Below are 18,879 nucleotides of genomic sequence, written 5' to 3'. Positions count from 1 at the left end.
AGCCGCATTTTAATTAAGTTATAGTGTCCCGTTAGCTTAATCCCCTACGTAATTGTAGCCACCTTTTCTAGGGAGTAACTCTTCAAAGTCACAAGCTGCAACAGCATTTAAGCCGCTTGTCCATAGACTTTCAAGAAGCAAAGAAATAGACATAATGTATCTTTGAAATTCAAAATTTCCATTTGGTTCAACTTCAAGATAATACCTTGAATGTAGAAAGCCATCAGGGAAGTCTAATCTTTGGATAGCGTCAAAATCATCGTTTTTTACTAAAGATAAAACCAATGTTTCATTCTTAATGTCGCGCCTCGTTTCGGCATTTCCATTAACCAATTTATTGATTAAATGATACAAATACTCGTATTGCTCATCAGTATCAATAAAGATTTTACAGAAGGTGTCGTTCTCGATCATTGTATTGGCGAATCCTCTTTTATATATTTGATTATTAAATAATTCCATCAACTTCCGTAATATCCTGCCCGTTGGTTCAACAAAAAAGCAACCGAACGATAATCGGCTGCCTTCTTGTTGCTTTTAAACTATCGTGTCCCGTTTGTTCAATAGTCACCATTACTTTCAATGGTAATATTCAATTTTTTTAGCATTACATTGACCACATTCAGCGCTTCATTTCGCTGTTTGTAATCCGAAGTACAAAATCTAATCATTTCTAAATCGTTATCTATTTGTTTTATGTCTTCTGCGATATCGTCAGGTACTGCTATCCAAGATAAATGATGCTGCAATTCAGCGATGCTGTACGTACCTTCAATAAACTTACGACAAGCTAATTTGAACTCGTAAAGACTGTCGTCATTAATCGGCTCCCAATCAGGGTCTCTTTTGTCTTGCTCTGCTGGCTTCCTAACAAATTGGGTTGCCGTTTCCTCACAAGCGCCATACAGTAGGTAATTCTTTTGCGCCTCTATCAATGGTATCTTATTGGCTCCTAAATCATATTCATTCATTTTTTGAAAAGGGTCATCTTCCCAATAACATACTGGACAAATGTCATAATCCCCGTCACTGTCTATCGTTTTGTAGCCGCAACAGGGGCATGTATACTTTTTCACAGTACACCTCAAATACTTTTTTCTTTATCATAAAACACCCAACCTCTATTTGCACTAAACTGCCCGTTACATTAATGAAAACGGCAGCCGATCGTTTGACCTGCTGCCTATATCTTGATTCAACTATCGTGTCCCGTTAGTTCAAACGCAAAATCTAAGCGTTTGGTCGTTTTAAGAATGACTCAAGCCGATTCTTAACATCAAACCAATCCTCATCAATTACACTATACACTACATAATCTAATCCATTATATTTTTTCCTAAGTATTCCTTCCTTCTTTGCTCCCAATCGTTCAATAGCTTTTTGTGAACGGCTATTAGTCGTTGTCGTAATTATTTCAACACGAACAGCTTTCCATTCTTCAAATGCATATTTTAGTAACAAATACTTACACTCTGAATTTACCGCTGTTCGCCATACTTCAGGAGAATACCATGTCCATCCGATATTCAAGTTCTTGTGCACAGACGAAATCCTTAAATATCGGGTCATTCCGACCGTTCTATTAAGCGTTTTATCAAAGACAACATAAGGAAATTCATCTCCGTGTTCCCTCCCTAAAATTGCTGCACGTATAAAGGTCTGCATTTCATACAAATTTTGGATTTTAGTCGGGAGGTTTTCCCATATTAGAGGAGATTGTGAACAATGGAATAAGGAATCTGCGTGCTCCAACTCAAGCGGGATTAATGATATTCTTTCACCTTCTAATTGAATGAAACTCATTTCCTACGCTCCTTCCGAATGATGGTAGTTACCTATTTATTTCTTTGCATGTCCCTAAATACCTGCATCGCCGCCACCGCACTATCCTGCTAATTAGTTCAATAAAGCAAAAAGGAGCTGCCTACAAGCAAGCTCCGCAACTCTCGTTCCCCGTTAACGTAATAAAGCTGTTGAAATTGGTAAAGCTTCACAACTAAACCGATTATTGTTTGTCCGCCCGGAATGATCTTCCTTCTTGATGAATATGCAATGCCATCACATGGCCATCACCGTCTCTTTCGAAATCGACAACTGTGTTAGGTCCCTCTGTTGAAAATTTCGTTTCCGATTCGGGAGACAGCCTGATTGGAGACTGTTCCTTAATTCGTAAGCCTAAGTCATTGCCATCCTGTATGACTGAGGCTTGTAGTCCGGATGCTGCCTTATAATCACCTACGTATTCATTTAGTATATTGCGCGGTACAGTAACGTTAGTTTCGTCAGGAAAATATCCGGGCCATCCGTATTCGCGAGCGATAGCTCGCTCGATTTCCTTAAGCATTGGATTGCCTTCGTTCGAGTTGATCATGATGACGGCACCAAAACCGAGATGTTTGGATAAAACGAACTGGGCTACGAAACCTTCATCCCACCCGCTATGGCCGAAACGGCTGCTTTCCCCTTTACCTTCAAGGAAGAATCCGATGCCCATATGATCCTCGACCTGGGCGGTTAACATTTGGTTTAGCGTGTCCGTAGAAAGCATGCCATTCGAATTATTGTTCAATGTTAATTGTAATTCGATACCTAAACGTGCAAGATCCGAAGGCGTCGTCCAGAGGCCTGCAGCCGCCATTTCGGGATAGACACGCCACTTGCCTTGGAGTGGCCTACCTTTCCAAGGGTGTGCTGTTGCGGCAAACTCATGATGTTGGAGCGGTAGCGGCTGTTCGAATGTACTGTTCGCAAGACCTAACGGTTTGAATAGCAACTCACTCATGATTTCGGCAAAAGGTTGATTCAGCCAATCCGTAACAAGCTGTTGTGCGACGGTTGTTCCCCCTCCTGAATAGCGAAATTGCAAACCTGGAATGAGATTGACTTCCACGGCCGAGGTATTAGCCGGATATTGTCCATTCAGAATCTGCACTACCGTGGGAATTTCATCGGTTGTTTCGTAACCGGGAAATCCGTGAACAGTAAGCCCGGCGCTGTGACTCAATAATTGCCGAAGCGTCACTTTTGGCTGCCAGCCTGAAACAGACGGTATTTTCCAAGATTTTAGGTAATCGTTCACGTCCCGATCAAGATCCAATCTCCCTTCCTGAACTAATCGCATGACCGATAAAGCAAAAACTGGCTTACTGATCGACCCGGCTTGGAAGAGTGTCGTTTCGGTTACCGGCTCGGGGTTTCCCGCCTCACGGAGGCCGAATCCCCGAGCCCATTCCAGTTCGAAATTATTGATGACCGCAATGGATACTCCGGGCGTATTGTAGTATTTCATTCGTTCATCTAGCGTTGCTTCCTCGTATTTATTTTTATAATGGGTTTCCGGTAGTAATCGATGAATAATAGCTTCAATTCTTTCCTCAATCGCTTTGGACATCGCTTTTCCCTCACTTTGCTCATAATTGGCATAAGATCAACCTTGCAGTCGGCCACGGGTCGAGTAAGTCAGATCACCCCATGCGAATTTACATTACAAATGATAATCTTGTTCATAGGTAATCTAGCATCGAATATACGACTAAATAGATATTCTTCAGACGCACACTATTTCCTTTATTTTCTACTATCCTGCTACTACCCGTTAGCGCAACGCGGCTGCCGATCAATGCAGGCAGCCGCGTCTTAGTTATTTATTAAGCTATAGTGTCCCGTTAGCTTAGCCTTAGCCTTTCAGATTGATTCAAACTCATGTGCTGGTTGTTTCCCCAGATGCGTTTTTATATATTTTCCTTTGGTATATTCGGAAATTACCTGTTCCCAAAACAATTGAGAGATAACATTGCTTTCGATTTGCGCTACAATCCATTTCCCTTTGAACTTATCAAAAACTTGTTGGGCAGCTAGTCGACCAATTCCTTGTTTTTGATGCTTTTTTAATATAAAGAACTCTGATATCAACCATTTAATTTCCCCTTCTTCAAGCCGCTCAAATTCTATAACTAAGACAAAACCTGCTAACTTTCCTGAAACATAAATAAAAAAAGGATGACGTTCATGTTCCGTCCAGTAATGGTCCAAATATCGATAATCGAAAAGACCGAATTCATTGATTTCAATTGTATCTAAGTAAGGACTTAATTCGTACATATAAAGCTCGACAAGATTTCGTAACGTTTCTTTTTTTTCATATGTTACTGGTATAAGCTGAATATTCATCCGATTTTCACCCATCCTCTTTAGAGATATGCAAATTGTATCATTGAACCCTATAAAGAAGTGTGTAAAAAACAATTTTATTGAACTATCCTGCCCGTTAGTTGAGAAAAGGCAGCTGATCTAAGTGATCGCTGCCTTTTCTGTTGCATATTGCACTATAGTGTCCCGTTAGCGTAATGAATCTTGCCGAATGCCCGGATGCGTTAATATGATGTCAGATGAAGTAGTCGACTTCTTCGAAATTACTCTACAATTTATTCTAATTCTTTTTCTATTTTTTCTATTACCTCTTTCTTTAGAACAACATTATGACCCGATATCCATGTTTCCATATTCATTTTTTTGTATTTATTTATTGTTTCTCTATAAAATTCTTTATCACAATATAGATTCGGAATGATTTCATCCATCGTATCTCCAATATTATCCCCTACATTAATTACTTTCTCTTCTTCATCTATTACACTTATAGAATCTATTGTGTGACCTGGTGTATATAATAATCTAATTTGATCTTCTGTGAAGAATAATTCATTATCAAACACTAAATTCGGAAGACATTTCTCTATTTCTCCCATTCCAAATTTAGAATACTTATTAAGCATCATGTCCCACTCAGTATTAATCATTTCTCTACACAGCTGATGAGAAACGATTAAACAATCTTTAAAACTATTGTTGCCAAAAACATGATCCCAATGATGGTGGGTGTTAATAATAATTAGTGGGTTATCGATTTGCTTTATGTACTCTAACACTGGTTGCACAAATTCAGAACCTAGACCAGTATCGATTAAATAAGTGTTCTTTGTGCCCAAGATCAAATGAATATTTAAGTCAAAAAATTGATTGCTGGAAAATAAGACGTGTTTATTGCTAATCTGATTGATATTCATAGTTTTTCATCCTTTCGGTTATATCAGTTACCGTCTTTTTCGCGAACTTTGTAAATTCGCCGTGCCCAAAGTTTTCGACATAATGATTGAACTATCCTGCCCGTTAGCTTAACGCCGCTGATCTATCTGCATAATTTTCTTCATTGATAATCGTCCTCATTTACGTAATACAATATATGTTCTTGTCCTCAATCGGCAAACGATATATGTTCTTGTCATTCGTTTTTGACAAGAACATATATCGTTAAAACAAAAAAAGCCGCAAATACGCGACTTTTAAGCATATATGTTCTTGTCACTCGACATACATTGACACAAAGTTCCCTACTATTTTGACACAAAGTTCCCAACTTTATTCAGTTTATTGGTAGTTGATGCACGCTTTATTTAATCATTGACGTTAACGTCGAAGTCTAAGTTGTCATTTTCATATATTATCGCGACGAATCGCTGGACGCTCTGTCGCTACATTTTCTAAAAATTGCTCGTTTACATATAATAACACCCCATTAGTAGTGAAAACGGCAACCTTTCGCGGCTGCCGTTTCTTTGTAGTCGTTAATATATCGTTCTCCGTTAGTGTAATGGTTCAAGCCGAAAAACCACTAAAATTGACCTGTTGGCGTTAACTTTTATTTAACCACTTCCTTCAACTCTTCATCCTTATTACGTGACTCTTTCAAAGAATGAATCAATACAATAAGGACACCAATGCATAAGAAGGAATCAGCTACATTAAAAACGGGGAAGTGGAAAAAATGAACTTGAATCATGTCCACAACTTCCCCTTTAAACACACGGTCAATAAAATTGCCCAGCGCTCCGCCCAATATAAGGGCTAAGCCATAAGGCGAGATCGTTTTTTCACGATGCGCTTTGGGTAAATAGAGCATAACTCCGATAAGGACAACGGTCGTCGCGATAATAAAAAATGTGATTTGTCCTTGCAAAATGTCAAAAGCAGCCCCTCTGTTTCGGATGGATGTAAGCCCAAGAACTCCAGGTATTAAGGGGATTTCTTGTCCGATTTTCATATAAGTCGACACAAGCCATTTGGCCGCATGGTCCGCAATAATCACGCACAAGGCTATAAAGTAGTAACGAAACACAATGTGAACTCCTCTCCCGTTATGGATGAAAGAATTTGTCCTTAACTTGAGGTCAGGGATTCAATCCTCTTTGACAACCGGCAATGTCAAGTAAAACTCGGGCCTGCCCCCGGTTTGCTCTGCACCCCAATATGACATCCATGCTCTTCTACGATTCGTTTGCATATAGCAAGACCCAATCCGGCTCCCCCGAACGCACGAGAACGCGATTTTTCTCTTGATAAAAGCGTTCGAACAAGTATGGAGTATCCTCTTTGGAGATTGTCTCAGCTCCTCACTCAAAACATTCCCTTTGATTCCTTATATTACCATTCAAAGGTCAAAAGAACAATTAACTAATAATACGGCAGCCGTAGTGTCATCATTGAGCTATAGTGTCCCGTTAGTTGAATCATTATCAGCAAGTGATTACAACCACTAATCTCTCAAGAGCAACAGCAACACCATCGTTATCATTTGAATCGGTTACGTGGGCTGCGCAATTTTTTAGTTCAATTATCGCGTTCTCCATTGCGATCGGAAATCCACACATTTGGAATAGTCCTAAATCGTTAAAGTCATCCCCGAATACCATTACATTTTCTGACTTCACCCCGATATTATTAAGTACCCATTGCACGGCTTCTTCCTTTGATGCTGATTTTTGCATGATTTGAACCAATACCCCTCCATCGGTTGCGATTACGTTCACATGGTCGCCGAATTGCTCTATTATATCCCTCCATGTGCTGTAACCTTGAACCAATATTTTGGTTGGGGAGAGTGTACTAATAAAACCTGGGGTTTCGGATCATTCGTGCGGAGACCGAATTGAGCATGCTGCGAGTCGGAAACTGGTGTACACGCATACCATGAATCATTAACCTCGTATGAAATTAACGATTGAGGAGCATGTAACTCGATGAATTTGTTGATCTGTTGGCTAATCTCATTTGGGATACTAATGTGCCGCTGAGTTTGCTTAGACTTGCATGTTATTAGAGCACCATTGTAATAAACCAAGTAGTCTACAAAAGGAAAATTCTTCACAAATTGATTAGCCGCTCTAGGCGGTCGCGCCGTCGCAACAATAATATGTATTCCAGAATCATAACATCTTTTAACAGTCTCGTAATTTCTAGGTGATATGGATTTGTCGCTGCCGAGCAATGTTCCGTCCAAGTCTAATACAATTGCCTGTATGTCAGACATCTGCATCTCTCCTCGCAAGTAATTCTTCCAATAATAACCTAATTTCAGGAGAGATTCTAGACTCACTATTGAATTAATCTGCCCGTTAGCTAAATGACTCCATATATCAAAAGATCGACAATCGGATCATATTCTTGGCACTTATCGACAATCGGTACATATTGTTGGCACGGCAGTTTTACAAGAATTTGTACCGATAAAATAAAAAAACCGCGATTTACGCGGATATTAATCGGTACACTTTCTTGTCACTCGACATATCTCTGATCGAATTGTATTTTTCATCAGGTTTTACAGATAATGCAACTTATATAATAATCTAGTCGCGCGTACAAATAATTTTGGATCGTATGCTATTGACTGATCCATTATAACTAACCTGCCCGTTAGATTAATAAAAACGGCAGCCGATTTTCTGGTCGACTGCCGCGGATCCTTATTCAACTATAGTGTCCCGTTAGCTTAAATCTTTAACTGGATACTAATGTTTTAGTTCATCTATAACTTTATCAGCCTGAGAAAGTTCATCTTCTGAAACATCAAAAATGCTCAAATGTTTTTGGACTTCGCCAAGTTAGTTAGTTCTTCGTAAAGGATCTTGTCGCGAGTTGCATCGAACATATCATGCGATGCTTTTAGGAGACGCAGTTGGCGTACGATTTCACAGCCTATTAAAATGATAAGGAGAAAAATGCACATGAAGTTGGTCTAGCAAAAAAGAGCGGGATTCCTCCCGCTCCGTTGGCCTACTTCGCCATAGTTGCATCTAGATATTTTCTTCTAATAGAAAGTATGGCTTCGATCATCACGGCCAGTATTAAGGACATGCCAAATAGCGGCATGATACACCCTAATATCACTATGAAAATAATGAATCCGATCGATATTTTACTCGACATGTTGGGCGGAGCTGACAAAGAATTTTTCTTTTTACGCGTTAGCCATGTTTTAAAGCCCCAGAAAATAACAAGTAAAAACGCAACACAAACAATCAGATTCAGTAATTTATTTGGCCAGCCAAATAAATGACCTTCATGCAGGGGGATTCCCCATGTAAACCATTTCCCTAGAATGCCGTAATCTTCAAATCCGATTTTGGAAATCAACTTACCACTATATTGATCAAAATAAGTCGTGACCTCGTCATACGGACTAACATCTAAGCCTGTCACACCGGTATTGCTGCCTTTCGAAACGGTATAAACCCCTTGCTCATCTTTAGGGTAGTTAATGGTGTATGGCTTTGAAATGCTCTCTTTCTTTACTTCGGACATGAGCTGTTCGAGCGTAATCATTCCTTCACGAGTCATAATTTCCATATGAGCCATGCCATGATGTTCCGCATGAGATCCTCCGCTGGATGTCGGCGGTTCGTTTTTGCGGGTAGCCCAAGGAATTTCGCTCATATCAGAAGTAGGCGGCTGTTGTTTCAAGGCTGGAATTCCAATCGACGGATTATTTTGAGCTGCTGAGTAGATCATGTCTCCCATCAATGCGGACCAAGGCAAGCCGGTAAAAATGATGATGATCATCGGAATGGTTATGATTGTCCCTAGGAGAGCATGCCATTTCAAGTTTTTTTGCCGTTTTGTCGGATTCGGTTCCTTCTTCAGTGCTCTTCCCTTGAATGTCATATAAATTCCGGAGAGTAACAGGAAGATTGCCCAACATGCTGCAAGCTCCACTAAATAATTGACGACGGTCCCCCCGACAAAGAGCGAGCTATGAATCTCTCTCATCATATTGGAGAACGTATACTTCGGATTTTGGCTGCCAACAATTTGATAGTTCGAATCTAAGAACACATATTTTTGATCGCCATCTTTATTCGTCATCGTTAGGCGGGTGTTATAAGGCTCCTCTAACACGATAACTTTTGAAACGGAATAGCCGGGATAGGCTTCCGTTACATTATCAATCCCTTGATCGATCGTCAGTGGAGCAGTCTGGCTGCTGTGATTGAAAAATTCATTCTTGTACACCGTATTTTCGACGTTCGTATAGAACAAATATCCAATACCACTTAATGTCAATGTAATCAGGAGCGGCGTAATAAATAGTGCTGCATAAAAGTGCCATCGCCAAAAGCGACTATAATTATTTTTCTTCATCTTCCAGTTCCCTTCTTGTTTTTTCAGCCTTTTTTAATTATAGCGATACAGGTTGGCGCTACAATGACTCAAAGGAGCTATTTACTAACCTGATAAGGAGACAACCGTACACATGACGAACAAACCCGAAAAGCCGGTCAACGGCCTCGCGGGTTGGGATTTTTCGTTTCCATCCATGCTGTTATCATTAAGAGTTCATATGCCGAGTAAGGGATTTCGTATATGGTGTTAGGTACAATTCGCGTACTTCGTGGCGATTCCAGCTCATTAGTCCCATGATCATAATCTCGACGGCGGAGGAAAAGAACAGATTGTGGGAGTTGACTTTGTAGAGCAAGACCATTAATGCAAGGGTTTCATTCGTTCCCCCTAGTAAAGTTCTTTTATTAAACATAAGGCTTGTATATATGTTTTGTTGCGCTAAACTTCCCGTTAGTTGAACAGGCAGCCAATAATTCCGGCTCCTGTAATGATGGTATCGTGTTCAGTTAGCTGAATGACAAATTACTTGGGCCAGCCACCCCAAATATCGAGTTTATTTCCATCTGGGTCATAGGCATAAAAATTAAGACCACAGCCCCCATTATCTTCAATCTCCGATACCTTAGCTCCGTTGTTCTTCATTCGGCTGGAGAGTCCGTGAAAATCATTGACTTCCAATGTAAGTGCACATTGTTCCGTTCCACCTATTTGAATGTAGTTTAGATTTGTCTTCTCAGGAGTCTTAATCAAAAAAATGGCTTGTCCCGAAGTGATACGAAGCTGAGCCTGATTTTCATGAACGGATCTCATTAACTCTAAACCTAAATTATGCACATACCATTGGGCCGATTCTTCTGTATCGGTTGTAGGGATATAAATGCAGTTAATTTCTTTTACAATACTCATCACATCGTATCCTCCTTGAATTTGGAATCTCACCTGATTGTATCAGTTTCTGTTATTTTCTGGTATAAAAAATGAATAGAGTTTCAACTAAACTGCCCGTTAGTTTAACTCTGATAATAAGTTAGCATCATCTTTTATGAGATAGTTACCTCATGTGTCCAGGGTTGACTCAAGCAAAAGTACACGAAAAATTATCCTAATTGAAAATCCTCCTCATTTACGTAAAACAATACATGTTCTTGTCCTCAATCGGCAAACGATATATGTTCTTGTCACCCGACAAGTGTCATACACAAGGCCCTTTCATTGAACAGGCTGCCCGATTTTTGCCGGCAGCATGTTCTCTTTATGCTATCGATCTACCTTTCTGGCACCATTATGGAAGTGATGATTTCCTGAGTACCATTCATGAATAATTTCATTGTCTTTCATAACGCAAACTGCAGCTGCTGATGCAGCAATATGATCTTTTATTTGTTTAGTATATTGGTCTAAACTGTTAAAGATATCCACACTCTTCACCTCAGGAAAAGGGAATATTTGTTCGTTTTCTATGATAGTATTTTTGGAAATTTCTGAGAAGTGATTTGAACTAATCTGCCCGTTAGTTGAGAAAAGGCAGCCGATCACAAGTAGCCGGCTGCCTTCAAATGTCTTTATTGAGTTATCGTGTCCCGTTAGCTTAATAGATTCTTCTAAACAATTAAGGTTGCCAAACTTCCCATATGTTACCGTCAGGATCAGCAAACGTTATATTTGGTCCGCTTGTCACCCGTTCCCCAATAATATTCACTCCATTTTCTTTAAAGCGTTCTAATAGCTCCTCGATCCGTGGTGTAATAAAGCATGCCATTGCATGGGGTTTGCCGTCGTCCAATGACCATGAAAAGCGTAATCGACCGCCCTCTTCGTCCGATTTATGAAGGAACAGAGCAGGTACAGCTTGCCTTAAACCAGGTGTAGGCAGATTTCCATTGCGATCGGGAAAATTCAAAATAGCCGTCACCATGCCAGGCTCAACACGGTCGTTGTCTGATGGTTGATACCCTAAATTCTTTTTGTACCATTGAATAGACTCGTAAACATCATTTACCGGTACGTATATACAAGTAACCCCCGTAATGTCTTCCAGTCTTTCATCCACTTTCACTTTGATTCCCTCATTTGTCTGCATATCCGTTTGCTCCCTTCGCTCATCCATGTTTCTAACCATTTTTAATGCCGCTGGAATAAGTGTAGGCTTGTAACCATCTGCGTTTTGGTACTTTCTCGCACTTCGAGCCATTGATTATACATCCTTTCAGCTACAAAGATCATCCTCGTAAAATGACAGGTCCGAAGCACTCTACAGAAACTGACCGTTCAAAATCCTTTCCCTCACCCGGAACATCCTCAAAATTAGGAACGTAGTACGAATACCACGAGCGTCTGACATCTGGTTCATAATCCGGAGATATACTAAGCCAGCGATAGATCCGTTCAAGCACACCTGACATTGAGCCATAAGCTTTCGTGGTGATACAGGCGTACAATCCGCCTTCTAACCAATTCATCCGAATTAAATCCTCCTGTGACGGTACATATTCCTCCGGCGGTGCAATGTGAACTTCATACGCGATTTTTTCATCCGCTGGAAAGCTGCAACTCATAAATACATGAATGCGAGTATCCCCAATAAACCCATTCCTTCATAACCATTCGACGGAAGCCTTATCTGCCCATATCACGCAATCCTCGCCTTCTTCTCGAAAGGAGAGGACCCTCACCGCCGAACGTTCCAGAACTTCAATGGACTGTGTCTCTTGACGGCGCTCGACTGGGAGGTAGAGTTTCAAGCGAGCAATCCGTTTGTTGAATTGTTGATATTCTTCTAAAAAATTATGTACTCCCAGTTCGAACGTACTTCGTGGAAGCCAGTCGGAGACCAATCGATTCCAAGTGTCAATGATTGTGCAACGGGACCCTGCCGGAGTACGCGTTACCGCATAAAGTCCACCAGGCAGCTCAATAGGTTGTAAGCTCGGGTCTTCTATGCAAGGTGCGACGATCTCACCAACAGCCACAAGTTGGTAGCTGTATGGCTGTCGGCTTCCTTTCATATCAACATTCCACCCGAATAGCCTCAATTGGTTCATGTTGAGTCCTCGCTTTTCCAAGAGGGCATGGAATCGGATTAGGGCTTCCTCTTCGATTCCCTCCTCCCTCTCAGCGGCATAAAGAAAACCTATTCCTCTCTGAGGAGCCAGCCGGATTACCTTTACTTCCGGGAAACGATCGAACACATCTCTTTCCTCAAGATATGTCACTCGTTCATGCAGGTTGATCTGCTCAAAACTGAAAATGAATTCTGCTTGTCGATACTGCCCCGGAGTCAAACCAGTGCTTCGCTTAAATGTATTGATGAATGTTTGGTACGTTTGAAATCCGCAACCCATCCCAATGTCGATCGTTGTATGATCGGTATAACGCAAAAGATTGGCTGCTTCGCTGATTCGGCGTTTGCGTACGTACTCTTTGATGGGATGCCCCGTCATCGCATAGAACAAGCGGTACAGATTGGGAACCGACATCATGGCTGACCCTGCTATGCTTTCCAACGAAAGGGGCTCATACAGATGTTCCTCTATATAGTCGATCGCCCGCTGGACTATTCCGGCTGTCTCCATACTAGCCTCCTTTCAAGACCGAAGACGTTTTTCGGAGTATTTGTTATCGCTTCATTCAGTTTAACAAATTCCATTTGGAATAGACTGTATTTTTTTATCAATAACATTTATATCCACCATCGAATCCATAAACCTTCCATGCTTACTTCTACACACAAAGTGTGACTTTGTAACTACTCTGCCCGTTGTATAATGAAAAAGCAACCGATCGATAATCGGTTGCCTTCTTGTTGCTATTAAACTATCGTGTCCCGTTAGCTCAATGCCTTAATTAATCTTTAATCCCAAAAATTAAAGATAACTTCCCCAACTGTTTTAGGTTTCCAATGAAAGATTTGGTTTAGTTCCGCCTTATTTAGGCTGTTTTCGTTTAGCAAGGTATGAGTTCTTTCATCGAGTATTAATCGTTGATTAAGCACGACTACAGGCAGTACCCTAAATCCAGTGCTAAAGGCATCCACATCATTAGAAAGTGAGTCATCAGCATATTCAATATCGAAGTATTGAACTGAAGAAGCAAATGCAACGAAGGGATAGGAACTGTTTAACAAGATGAAAGTGCTTGTGCTCTTGTTTTTCCAGCCAAGCTCTGCTTTATAAAAGTTCTGTGATACATGTGGTTCTTCAAAGGATAAAAGCTTCCCATTAGAATAGTTTGCCAACGTGTAACAGAGCCTTTTGAATTGTAACGAATCAACCTTTGTTCTATCATTGACAGGGAATCCGGATATACCGTCCAAAAGCAACACTTCCATCACCTACCTCTCATTTCGTCTTACACCTTACAGACGCTTAATTTCAACATATATTGGATGTGTCCTGCCCTTTATTTCAAACAAAGCTATAGTGTCCCGTTAGCTTAATCGACATTACGCGCCGGATCCGACGGACCTAGCTACGCAAGGCTGATTCCACTTCTCTACCTACTTCTTCTTTCGAACTAAGGGCCAAACGGCACGCAGCGTAGTGTGTTATGTGCTGTTACTTGTCCTCTTCGAATTCGCCAATAAAGTTCGTACTTTATAGAATATCCAGGTACTAAACAATGGCTCATTATCTTTGTGAACAGCTACTTTATTCAAGAAATAAAAATCTGATAAAGATACGCTTATCTTGCCTACTGGCGTTACATATTCATTGCAAGTCCACTCATCAAATTGCACTTTTCCTTGTCCAGACATATGAAACTTTTCTTTAGGTAGTATGTACAGCATGCCATCCATCCAAGGATTGTTCTTTATTGTAGATTCATTTATTGAATAATAATGGTACTTTTTGTTTCGTCCTATTAGACATCCATTTCGAAAACTCCCGATTAATGCACTTCGATTAAATACTGCATAGAAAATAGACCATATGGGTTCTGTCGTTGCAAACACAGCTGTCGTTAGTTCATTGTTGTACAATGTTTGTTCGCGTGGTTCAATTCTTTCAATATTGCGATAATTAGAACCGTGAAACACGTAGTTTCCTTTCCATGATAAATACTGTAGAAAACGGTACTTGGGGTATTGTAAAGTATAGTCAATTAATCGACCTTCATTAATTGATTTTGATAACTCTTCATATTTCTCGATTTCTTCTTGAGTAAAAACAACGATGGGAGATTGATACATCAATATCGATAGAATAAGTGAAATCATCTACTTGGAAATAACCCTCCCCATATGCCCTGCAAGTAATTGCACATAACTTCTTATTAACGAATTTTGTAAATGATTCCGTATATGTAGGGTATTCGCGAAACTTTTGAACTATCCTGCCTATTAGCGTAACAAAAGCTGCCGGTCTTATGCCGGTAGCCTCTTTTGGGTGATTTTTGAGCTCTCGTGTCCCGTTAATTCAGTAACAGACAGTCTGAAGAAAGCAGTAAAGAGCGGAATGTCTCCCCTACTTAATTCAATGAGTAATTTGTGCATTTTCGATTTGCCTCGGACATGCACTTACATAAGATCCCTACATTACTTTGTTGGGAATATGAATACTAATCTTCTGGCATTTGCCAACCCGTTTCCTCATCCCAAATGGCATCCGTATCATCTAGATGCACATGCCAATCCCCATTAGAAATACTTCTTCTAATATCCGTCAAACAGGCCAACCAATAAAACAGCGCATGCAATGTATCTTCAAAATCATCTGAAAAGGGCAACTTTGTTGAACCTGCAAAGATCACTGTTGGTTCATCCTGGTCATAGTCATAAACACAAAATGTTTCTCCAATATCCTTCATTTCAAAACCCGCATTGTATTTATCAATGATGGCCGTTATCTCTTGCTCCTCACTGTTGGTAAGGTTGTGGATTCTCATACAAGTGTAATAAACAGAAATTCCCATGCTACTGTTCCCCTTTTTATATTTTTAACAACGATCACTCAAGAACTCACATACTTATTATTATCCTATATTAATCCATTTTAAGTAAATATTCTTTGCATTAACTGCCCGTTATTTTAAAAAACAAGAGGAGCAGCTGCCGCAGCATACTGCTCCACTATCGAGTCCCGTTAACGTAATAGCTTAAGACTTACTACTTCGAAAATCGTCTGTCAAAACACCGCTGAACCCCCAATTTTCTTCATCAATTTCATGAATAACAATATGGATATGTTCAGGTTTCTTGCCAAGTACATTGACAAGGGTCTGAGTAAATTCTTTAACGATTTGCGCCTTTTGCTCCCTACTAGCACCCTTCGTTATTTGCAGATTTATATACGGCATTGTGGCCCCTCCTTACACAATATATTTGGACTACTTAATTATATACGGAAATAAGCGGAAATAGTTTTAAATTCACCACGCTAATCTGCCCTTTACTTCAATAAAGAAGGGAGCAGTTGCCACGGCGATCTGCTCCCTGTCTAATTCAACTATCGTGTCCCGTTAGCGTAACCTCTTGTGCGAACTATAGAACCTTAACCGTGGCAATCTCTCTTCCAGCCCATAAGCGCTTTGACTGAACGTATTGCTTCCATAATCGACCCCCTTGTTCAGAACAACATGAATCACGGGCCGATTGTTAAAAGGCTTGACGCTTCTTTAGAATGGCTTCAGGACCATAAGCACGGTTATGGCAATCATCAGCAGCTGTGACGCCGTTTCGATTGGTACGATCTTTTTCATCAATCGACCGAGCTCGTCAGGTACTTCATCCCCTTTGCCTTGACTTATAGATGCAATCTGCATGATCTTTTTAATGCGCGGCCTGATCAATCCGTCGATCGTGGCGACCATGAGCATCGATAAAAGGAGCGATATATTTAGCCACATTTGGGACAACCCCATCTGGGTTATGATCATTAGCCAAACCCCAGTAATAATAAGTACGGCTCCGCCAATTTTAGGCAGAATGGCAAGCTTGTTCGTTACATCAAAAGCAAAGCGCAACTGGCCGGCGGTTCTAGCGGACCTTCGAATGACGGGTACCACGAAAGAGGGACCGATTACCGCGATAGAAGCCAATATATGCAAAACGAGGAGCCATCCAAACAAATTAATCATCTCCTTCTTGCTCTTAGCGCACCGGAATATCGCTTTGATAGGCGAGACCGACCCTTTTTCTCTTAAAAGGCCCTCCGAGCTCGATATGGTCCAGCATGCATTTCACGACATCATCATAAGCAACATCCAGCTCTTGAAGCCGGCTGAACAAGTAACCGGCTATATCAGCCTCGGAAAATTCCTTAATCGTCTTCGGAATTGATATGGGTAAGGTTTCCGTTGTCACATTTAGATGAACCGACGCCGGTGGCTCTATCGAATCAATCATAGTTCCCGGACACATAATTGACCAATCGAGCTCAGACTGCAGCAGTCGTTCAAAATTCCGGTTGTGATTTTTATACGCGGGTGGGAAGCCGGGTAGATTGTTGCCAATGAGATCAGTATGTGGAATATCCAGCAGGCCGGCACCTCCCATTACCCATACCCTCCCAGAAAAACTTGGGTGGACTTCACATTGGCTTACAATGTTATCAACAAGACGAATGAACTCATCTCCTTGACCTGCATGGCCTGCAGCAATAATAGCGACGTCTTGATGCGAGAGCGCCTCACCGACGCTTACTGAGTTTATGATATCGTCCACGATCACCTTCACATGTGTTGCGGAACGCTCGCCTTGCTGTTCATAAAACTTCTTAGAGTTTCGCACGAATGCTGTCATTTCATGTCCCATTTTAGCCCCTTGCTCCAGCGCTCTTCTCCCTGTATTTCCCGTTGCCCCGAAAACAATAATTTTCATCATTTTTTCCTCCTTTTATAAATGCTCCCGATATTTCATCTTTGGATTGACTCAAGCGTAGCATCGTTTCAAAATCTTGATAAGAACCCACTTTAATGTAAGGTACTTACTTAAAAGTAAGCATAAGCAGAAAGGGATAGGAATGCTGACTGAAAATGAGAAAAAGCTGCCAGATCAAATCCCGTGGCAGCTTTTGTTATGAGTGCATTTGAATTAGTGTACAAATTAATTGAACCATCTTTAAGAAGCAGGTTCTTCATATTTCCGCTTATTATGGTTTTCCCCCCAAGCACACATGACTTCTACTACAGGAATCAATGCTTTGCCATATTCACTAAGGGAATATTCTACTTTTGGAGGGACGGTGGGGTAGACCGTTCTATCGATTATGCCCTCTCGTTCCAAGTCCCGTAGATGTTGTGAAAGCATTTTTTGAGAAACATCAGGTATAAGCTTTTCAAGATCGTTGAATCGCTTATTGGATTGTATCAAATGCCATAAAATCATTGGTTTCCATTTGCCACCTAGAACATGAATGATTGTCTCCACTGGACATTCAAGCTGATGAATCATTGATAAATCATCCCCTTACCTTTAAGTAAGTTCATTACCTCAAAGTACATACTTAACAAAATTTTACAGAATATTTGCAATCCGGTCAACCAAATAAAATTAATTCGAACAGATGTCAGCAGAAAATAAAGTGTTAGACTGGAAATCTTTATTACACGCGGCATTTCGAATTGTCGTACCGCCAGACTCCATAAAACAAGTTTTAGACTGACTTTAAAATTGAAACAGCGACAGGCAAGGACGAGAAAATAAAGTCCTAGACTGTCGCTGTTTCATTGAACTAACGTGTCCCGTTAGTTTAATACGCAGTGGTCAATATCTTATCCCTGTTGAACCACTTTATAAGCATTAGTGGTTGGGGCTTATCCCCCCGATGCGTAGACACATTATTTTATAATGGATCGGATTTCTCTGATATACAAACGCTTTTATTTAAATCCCTTCATTTCCTTCAAAGTTCAATACGTGACTTGCTTTAAATATTCCTTCTGCTCTTGAGAACCCTATATTTCTATACAACTTATCGGCAATTGGATTCTCAGTATATAAAGTTAATGTCCGAAAATACTTCTTTGCTTCCTCAATGATCATCCCTAAGAGTTTTTTCCTACTCCACTACTTCTGTACCTCGGTAAAACATATAAGTGTCTAAGTCGACCAACATCATTAAGATCCAGATAAGGATCAATATTCAAGCCACCTATTCCAACGACTTCTTCATCAATTATTGCTACAAATAACGTCTCCCCAGATCTATTAAATTTATTACTTCCAACCGTGTAATCATCAATTAATTTCTGAACAAATTTATATCCCTCAGATATGCTTTCTTCTAGCAACAAATTCAAATTGTACTGTTCAAGAATAACAACTCTTTCAATAAGCATCGTGTATTCACCCCCCACATGATATATGGTTTGTCGATCTTTCATATAACGTCTTATTTACGAACTTTGTAAATTATTCCATATGTAGGGAATTCGCGAAACATTTGAAATTATCCTGCCCGTTTGTTGAGAAACGACAGCCAT

23 protein-coding genes and 1 pseudogene are annotated in these 18,879 nt (G+C 40.5%); all 24 read right to left on the bottom strand.

All coding sequences use genetic code 11. The features are described from left to right. Positions 1-36: 36 nt before the first annotated feature. The 24 genes and pseudogenes from GCU39_RS08120 to GCU39_RS08010 all read right to left on the bottom strand — a co-directional run bounded on the left by GCU39_RS08120 (position 37) and on the right by GCU39_RS08010 (position 18,735). The gene (locus tag GCU39_RS08120; protein WP_227793486.1) at positions 37-465 is read right to left on the bottom strand and encodes a 1,4-dihydroxy-6-naphthoate synthase; all 429 of its coding nucleotides are present in this window, start codon (positions 463-465) and stop codon (positions 37-39) included. A gap of 356 nt (positions 466-821) precedes the next feature. Continuing rightward, a pseudogene (locus GCU39_RS31840) lies at positions 822-1,076 on the bottom strand (CPCC family cysteine-rich protein); the annotation flags it as partial. 154 nt (positions 1,077-1,230) lie between these two features. After that, positions 1,231-1,803, bottom strand: a complete 573-nt coding sequence (locus GCU39_RS08110; RefSeq protein WP_152393046.1) for a GNAT family N-acetyltransferase — start codon at positions 1,801-1,803, stop codon at positions 1,231-1,233. A 202-nt stretch (positions 1,804-2,005) separates the two neighbouring features. Beyond that, positions 2,006-3,391 carry a serine hydrolase domain-containing protein gene (locus tag GCU39_RS08105; RefSeq protein ID WP_152393045.1) on the bottom strand — a complete coding sequence of 462 codons (1,386 nt, stop codon included), beginning with the start codon at positions 3,389-3,391 and terminating at the stop codon, positions 2,006-2,008. 293 nt (positions 3,392-3,684) lie between these two features. Then, on the bottom strand, positions 3,685-4,170 hold the full coding sequence (locus GCU39_RS08100; RefSeq protein ID WP_227793485.1) for a GNAT family N-acetyltransferase: 486 nt from the start codon (positions 4,168-4,170) through the stop codon (positions 3,685-3,687). Between the two features lie 254 nt (positions 4,171-4,424). Further along, positions 4,425-5,066 carry an MBL fold metallo-hydrolase gene (locus GCU39_RS08095; protein ID WP_152393044.1) on the bottom strand — a complete coding sequence of 214 codons (642 nt, stop codon included), beginning with the start codon at positions 5,064-5,066 and terminating at the stop codon, positions 4,425-4,427. Between the two features lie 632 nt (positions 5,067-5,698). Beyond that, positions 5,699-6,112, bottom strand: coding sequence for a signal peptidase II (gene lspA / locus GCU39_RS08090; RefSeq protein WP_321575644.1), 414 nt, complete (start codon positions 6,110-6,112; stop codon positions 5,699-5,701). A gap of 149 nt (positions 6,113-6,261) precedes the next feature. Beyond that, positions 6,262-6,354 carry a hypothetical protein gene (locus tag GCU39_RS31835; protein ID WP_321575632.1) on the bottom strand — a complete coding sequence of 31 codons (93 nt, stop codon included), beginning with the start codon at positions 6,352-6,354 and terminating at the stop codon, positions 6,262-6,264. A 218-nt stretch (positions 6,355-6,572) separates the two neighbouring features. Continuing rightward, positions 6,573-6,866: an HAD family hydrolase gene (locus tag GCU39_RS08080; protein WP_193726826.1), complete on the bottom strand. Its 294-nt coding sequence runs from the start codon at positions 6,864-6,866 to the stop codon at positions 6,573-6,575. A 20-nt stretch (positions 6,867-6,886) separates the two neighbouring features. Beyond that, positions 6,887-7,366, bottom strand: coding sequence for an HAD family hydrolase (locus GCU39_RS08075; RefSeq protein ID WP_193726825.1), 480 nt, complete (start codon positions 7,364-7,366; stop codon positions 6,887-6,889). A 746-nt stretch (positions 7,367-8,112) separates the two neighbouring features. Beyond that, positions 8,113-9,477, bottom strand: a complete 1,365-nt coding sequence (locus tag GCU39_RS08070; protein ID WP_152393040.1) for a PepSY-associated TM helix domain-containing protein — start codon at positions 9,475-9,477, stop codon at positions 8,113-8,115. Between the two features lie 504 nt (positions 9,478-9,981). Further along, positions 9,982-10,365 (bottom strand): VOC family protein, encoded by a 384-nt coding sequence (locus tag GCU39_RS08065; protein WP_152393039.1) that lies wholly within the window; start codon positions 10,363-10,365, stop codon positions 9,982-9,984. A 351-nt stretch (positions 10,366-10,716) separates the two neighbouring features. After that, positions 10,717-11,112, bottom strand: coding sequence for a hypothetical protein (locus GCU39_RS31425; protein WP_193726824.1), 396 nt, complete (start codon positions 11,110-11,112; stop codon positions 10,717-10,719). Then, positions 11,069-11,650 carry a VOC family protein gene (locus tag GCU39_RS08060; RefSeq protein ID WP_152393038.1) on the bottom strand — a complete coding sequence of 194 codons (582 nt, stop codon included), beginning with the start codon at positions 11,648-11,650 and terminating at the stop codon, positions 11,069-11,071. The genes GCU39_RS31425 and GCU39_RS08060 overlap by 44 nt, the downstream gene beginning before the upstream one ends. A 28-nt stretch (positions 11,651-11,678) precedes the next feature. Beyond that, a complete protein-coding gene (locus tag GCU39_RS08055) occupies positions 11,679-12,014 on the bottom strand; it encodes a hypothetical protein (protein ID WP_193726823.1) in 336 nt (111 codons plus the stop codon). A gap of 39 nt (positions 12,015-12,053) precedes the next feature. Beyond that, positions 12,054-13,031 (bottom strand): helix-turn-helix domain-containing protein, encoded by a 978-nt coding sequence (locus GCU39_RS08050; protein WP_152393036.1) that lies wholly within the window; start codon positions 13,029-13,031, stop codon positions 12,054-12,056. Positions 13,032-13,309: 278 nt separating this feature from the next. Further along, positions 13,310-13,786 carry a hypothetical protein gene (locus GCU39_RS08045; protein ID WP_152393035.1) on the bottom strand — a complete coding sequence of 159 codons (477 nt, stop codon included), beginning with the start codon at positions 13,784-13,786 and terminating at the stop codon, positions 13,310-13,312. Between the two features lie 216 nt (positions 13,787-14,002). Then, positions 14,003-14,674, bottom strand: coding sequence for a hypothetical protein (locus tag GCU39_RS08040; RefSeq protein ID WP_152393034.1), 672 nt, complete (start codon positions 14,672-14,674; stop codon positions 14,003-14,005). Between the two features lie 341 nt (positions 14,675-15,015). Further along, a complete protein-coding gene (locus GCU39_RS08035) occupies positions 15,016-15,369 on the bottom strand; it encodes a hypothetical protein (RefSeq protein ID WP_152393033.1) in 354 nt (117 codons plus the stop codon). Between the two features lie 183 nt (positions 15,370-15,552). After that, on the bottom strand, positions 15,553-15,753 hold the full coding sequence (locus GCU39_RS08030) for a tautomerase family protein (protein WP_152393032.1): 201 nt from the start codon (positions 15,751-15,753) through the stop codon (positions 15,553-15,555). A 318-nt stretch (positions 15,754-16,071) separates the two neighbouring features. After that, the gene (locus GCU39_RS08025; protein ID WP_152393031.1) at positions 16,072-16,533 is read right to left on the bottom strand and encodes a DUF2269 family protein; all 462 of its coding nucleotides are present in this window, start codon (positions 16,531-16,533) and stop codon (positions 16,072-16,074) included. 13 nt (positions 16,534-16,546) lie between these two features. After that, a complete protein-coding gene (locus GCU39_RS08020; protein WP_152397134.1) occupies positions 16,547-17,275 on the bottom strand; it encodes an NAD(P)-dependent oxidoreductase in 729 nt (242 codons plus the stop codon). 240 nt (positions 17,276-17,515) lie between these two features. Next, on the bottom strand, positions 17,516-17,848 hold the full coding sequence (locus tag GCU39_RS08015) for a winged helix-turn-helix transcriptional regulator (RefSeq protein WP_152393030.1): 333 nt from the start codon (positions 17,846-17,848) through the stop codon (positions 17,516-17,518). A gap of 593 nt (positions 17,849-18,441) precedes the next feature. Continuing rightward, the gene (locus tag GCU39_RS08010) at positions 18,442-18,735 is read right to left on the bottom strand and encodes a GNAT family N-acetyltransferase (protein WP_193726822.1); all 294 of its coding nucleotides are present in this window, start codon (positions 18,733-18,735) and stop codon (positions 18,442-18,444) included. Positions 18,736-18,879: the final 144 nt, after the last annotated feature.

The sequence above is a fragment of the Paenibacillus guangzhouensis genome, from assembly GCF_009363075.1.
Taxonomy (GTDB): domain Bacteria; phylum Bacillota; class Bacilli; order Paenibacillales; family Paenibacillaceae; genus Paenibacillus_K; species Paenibacillus_K guangzhouensis.
Note: the sequence above shows the minus strand (reverse complement) of the source record. Positions and strands in the feature narration are given on the sequence as shown.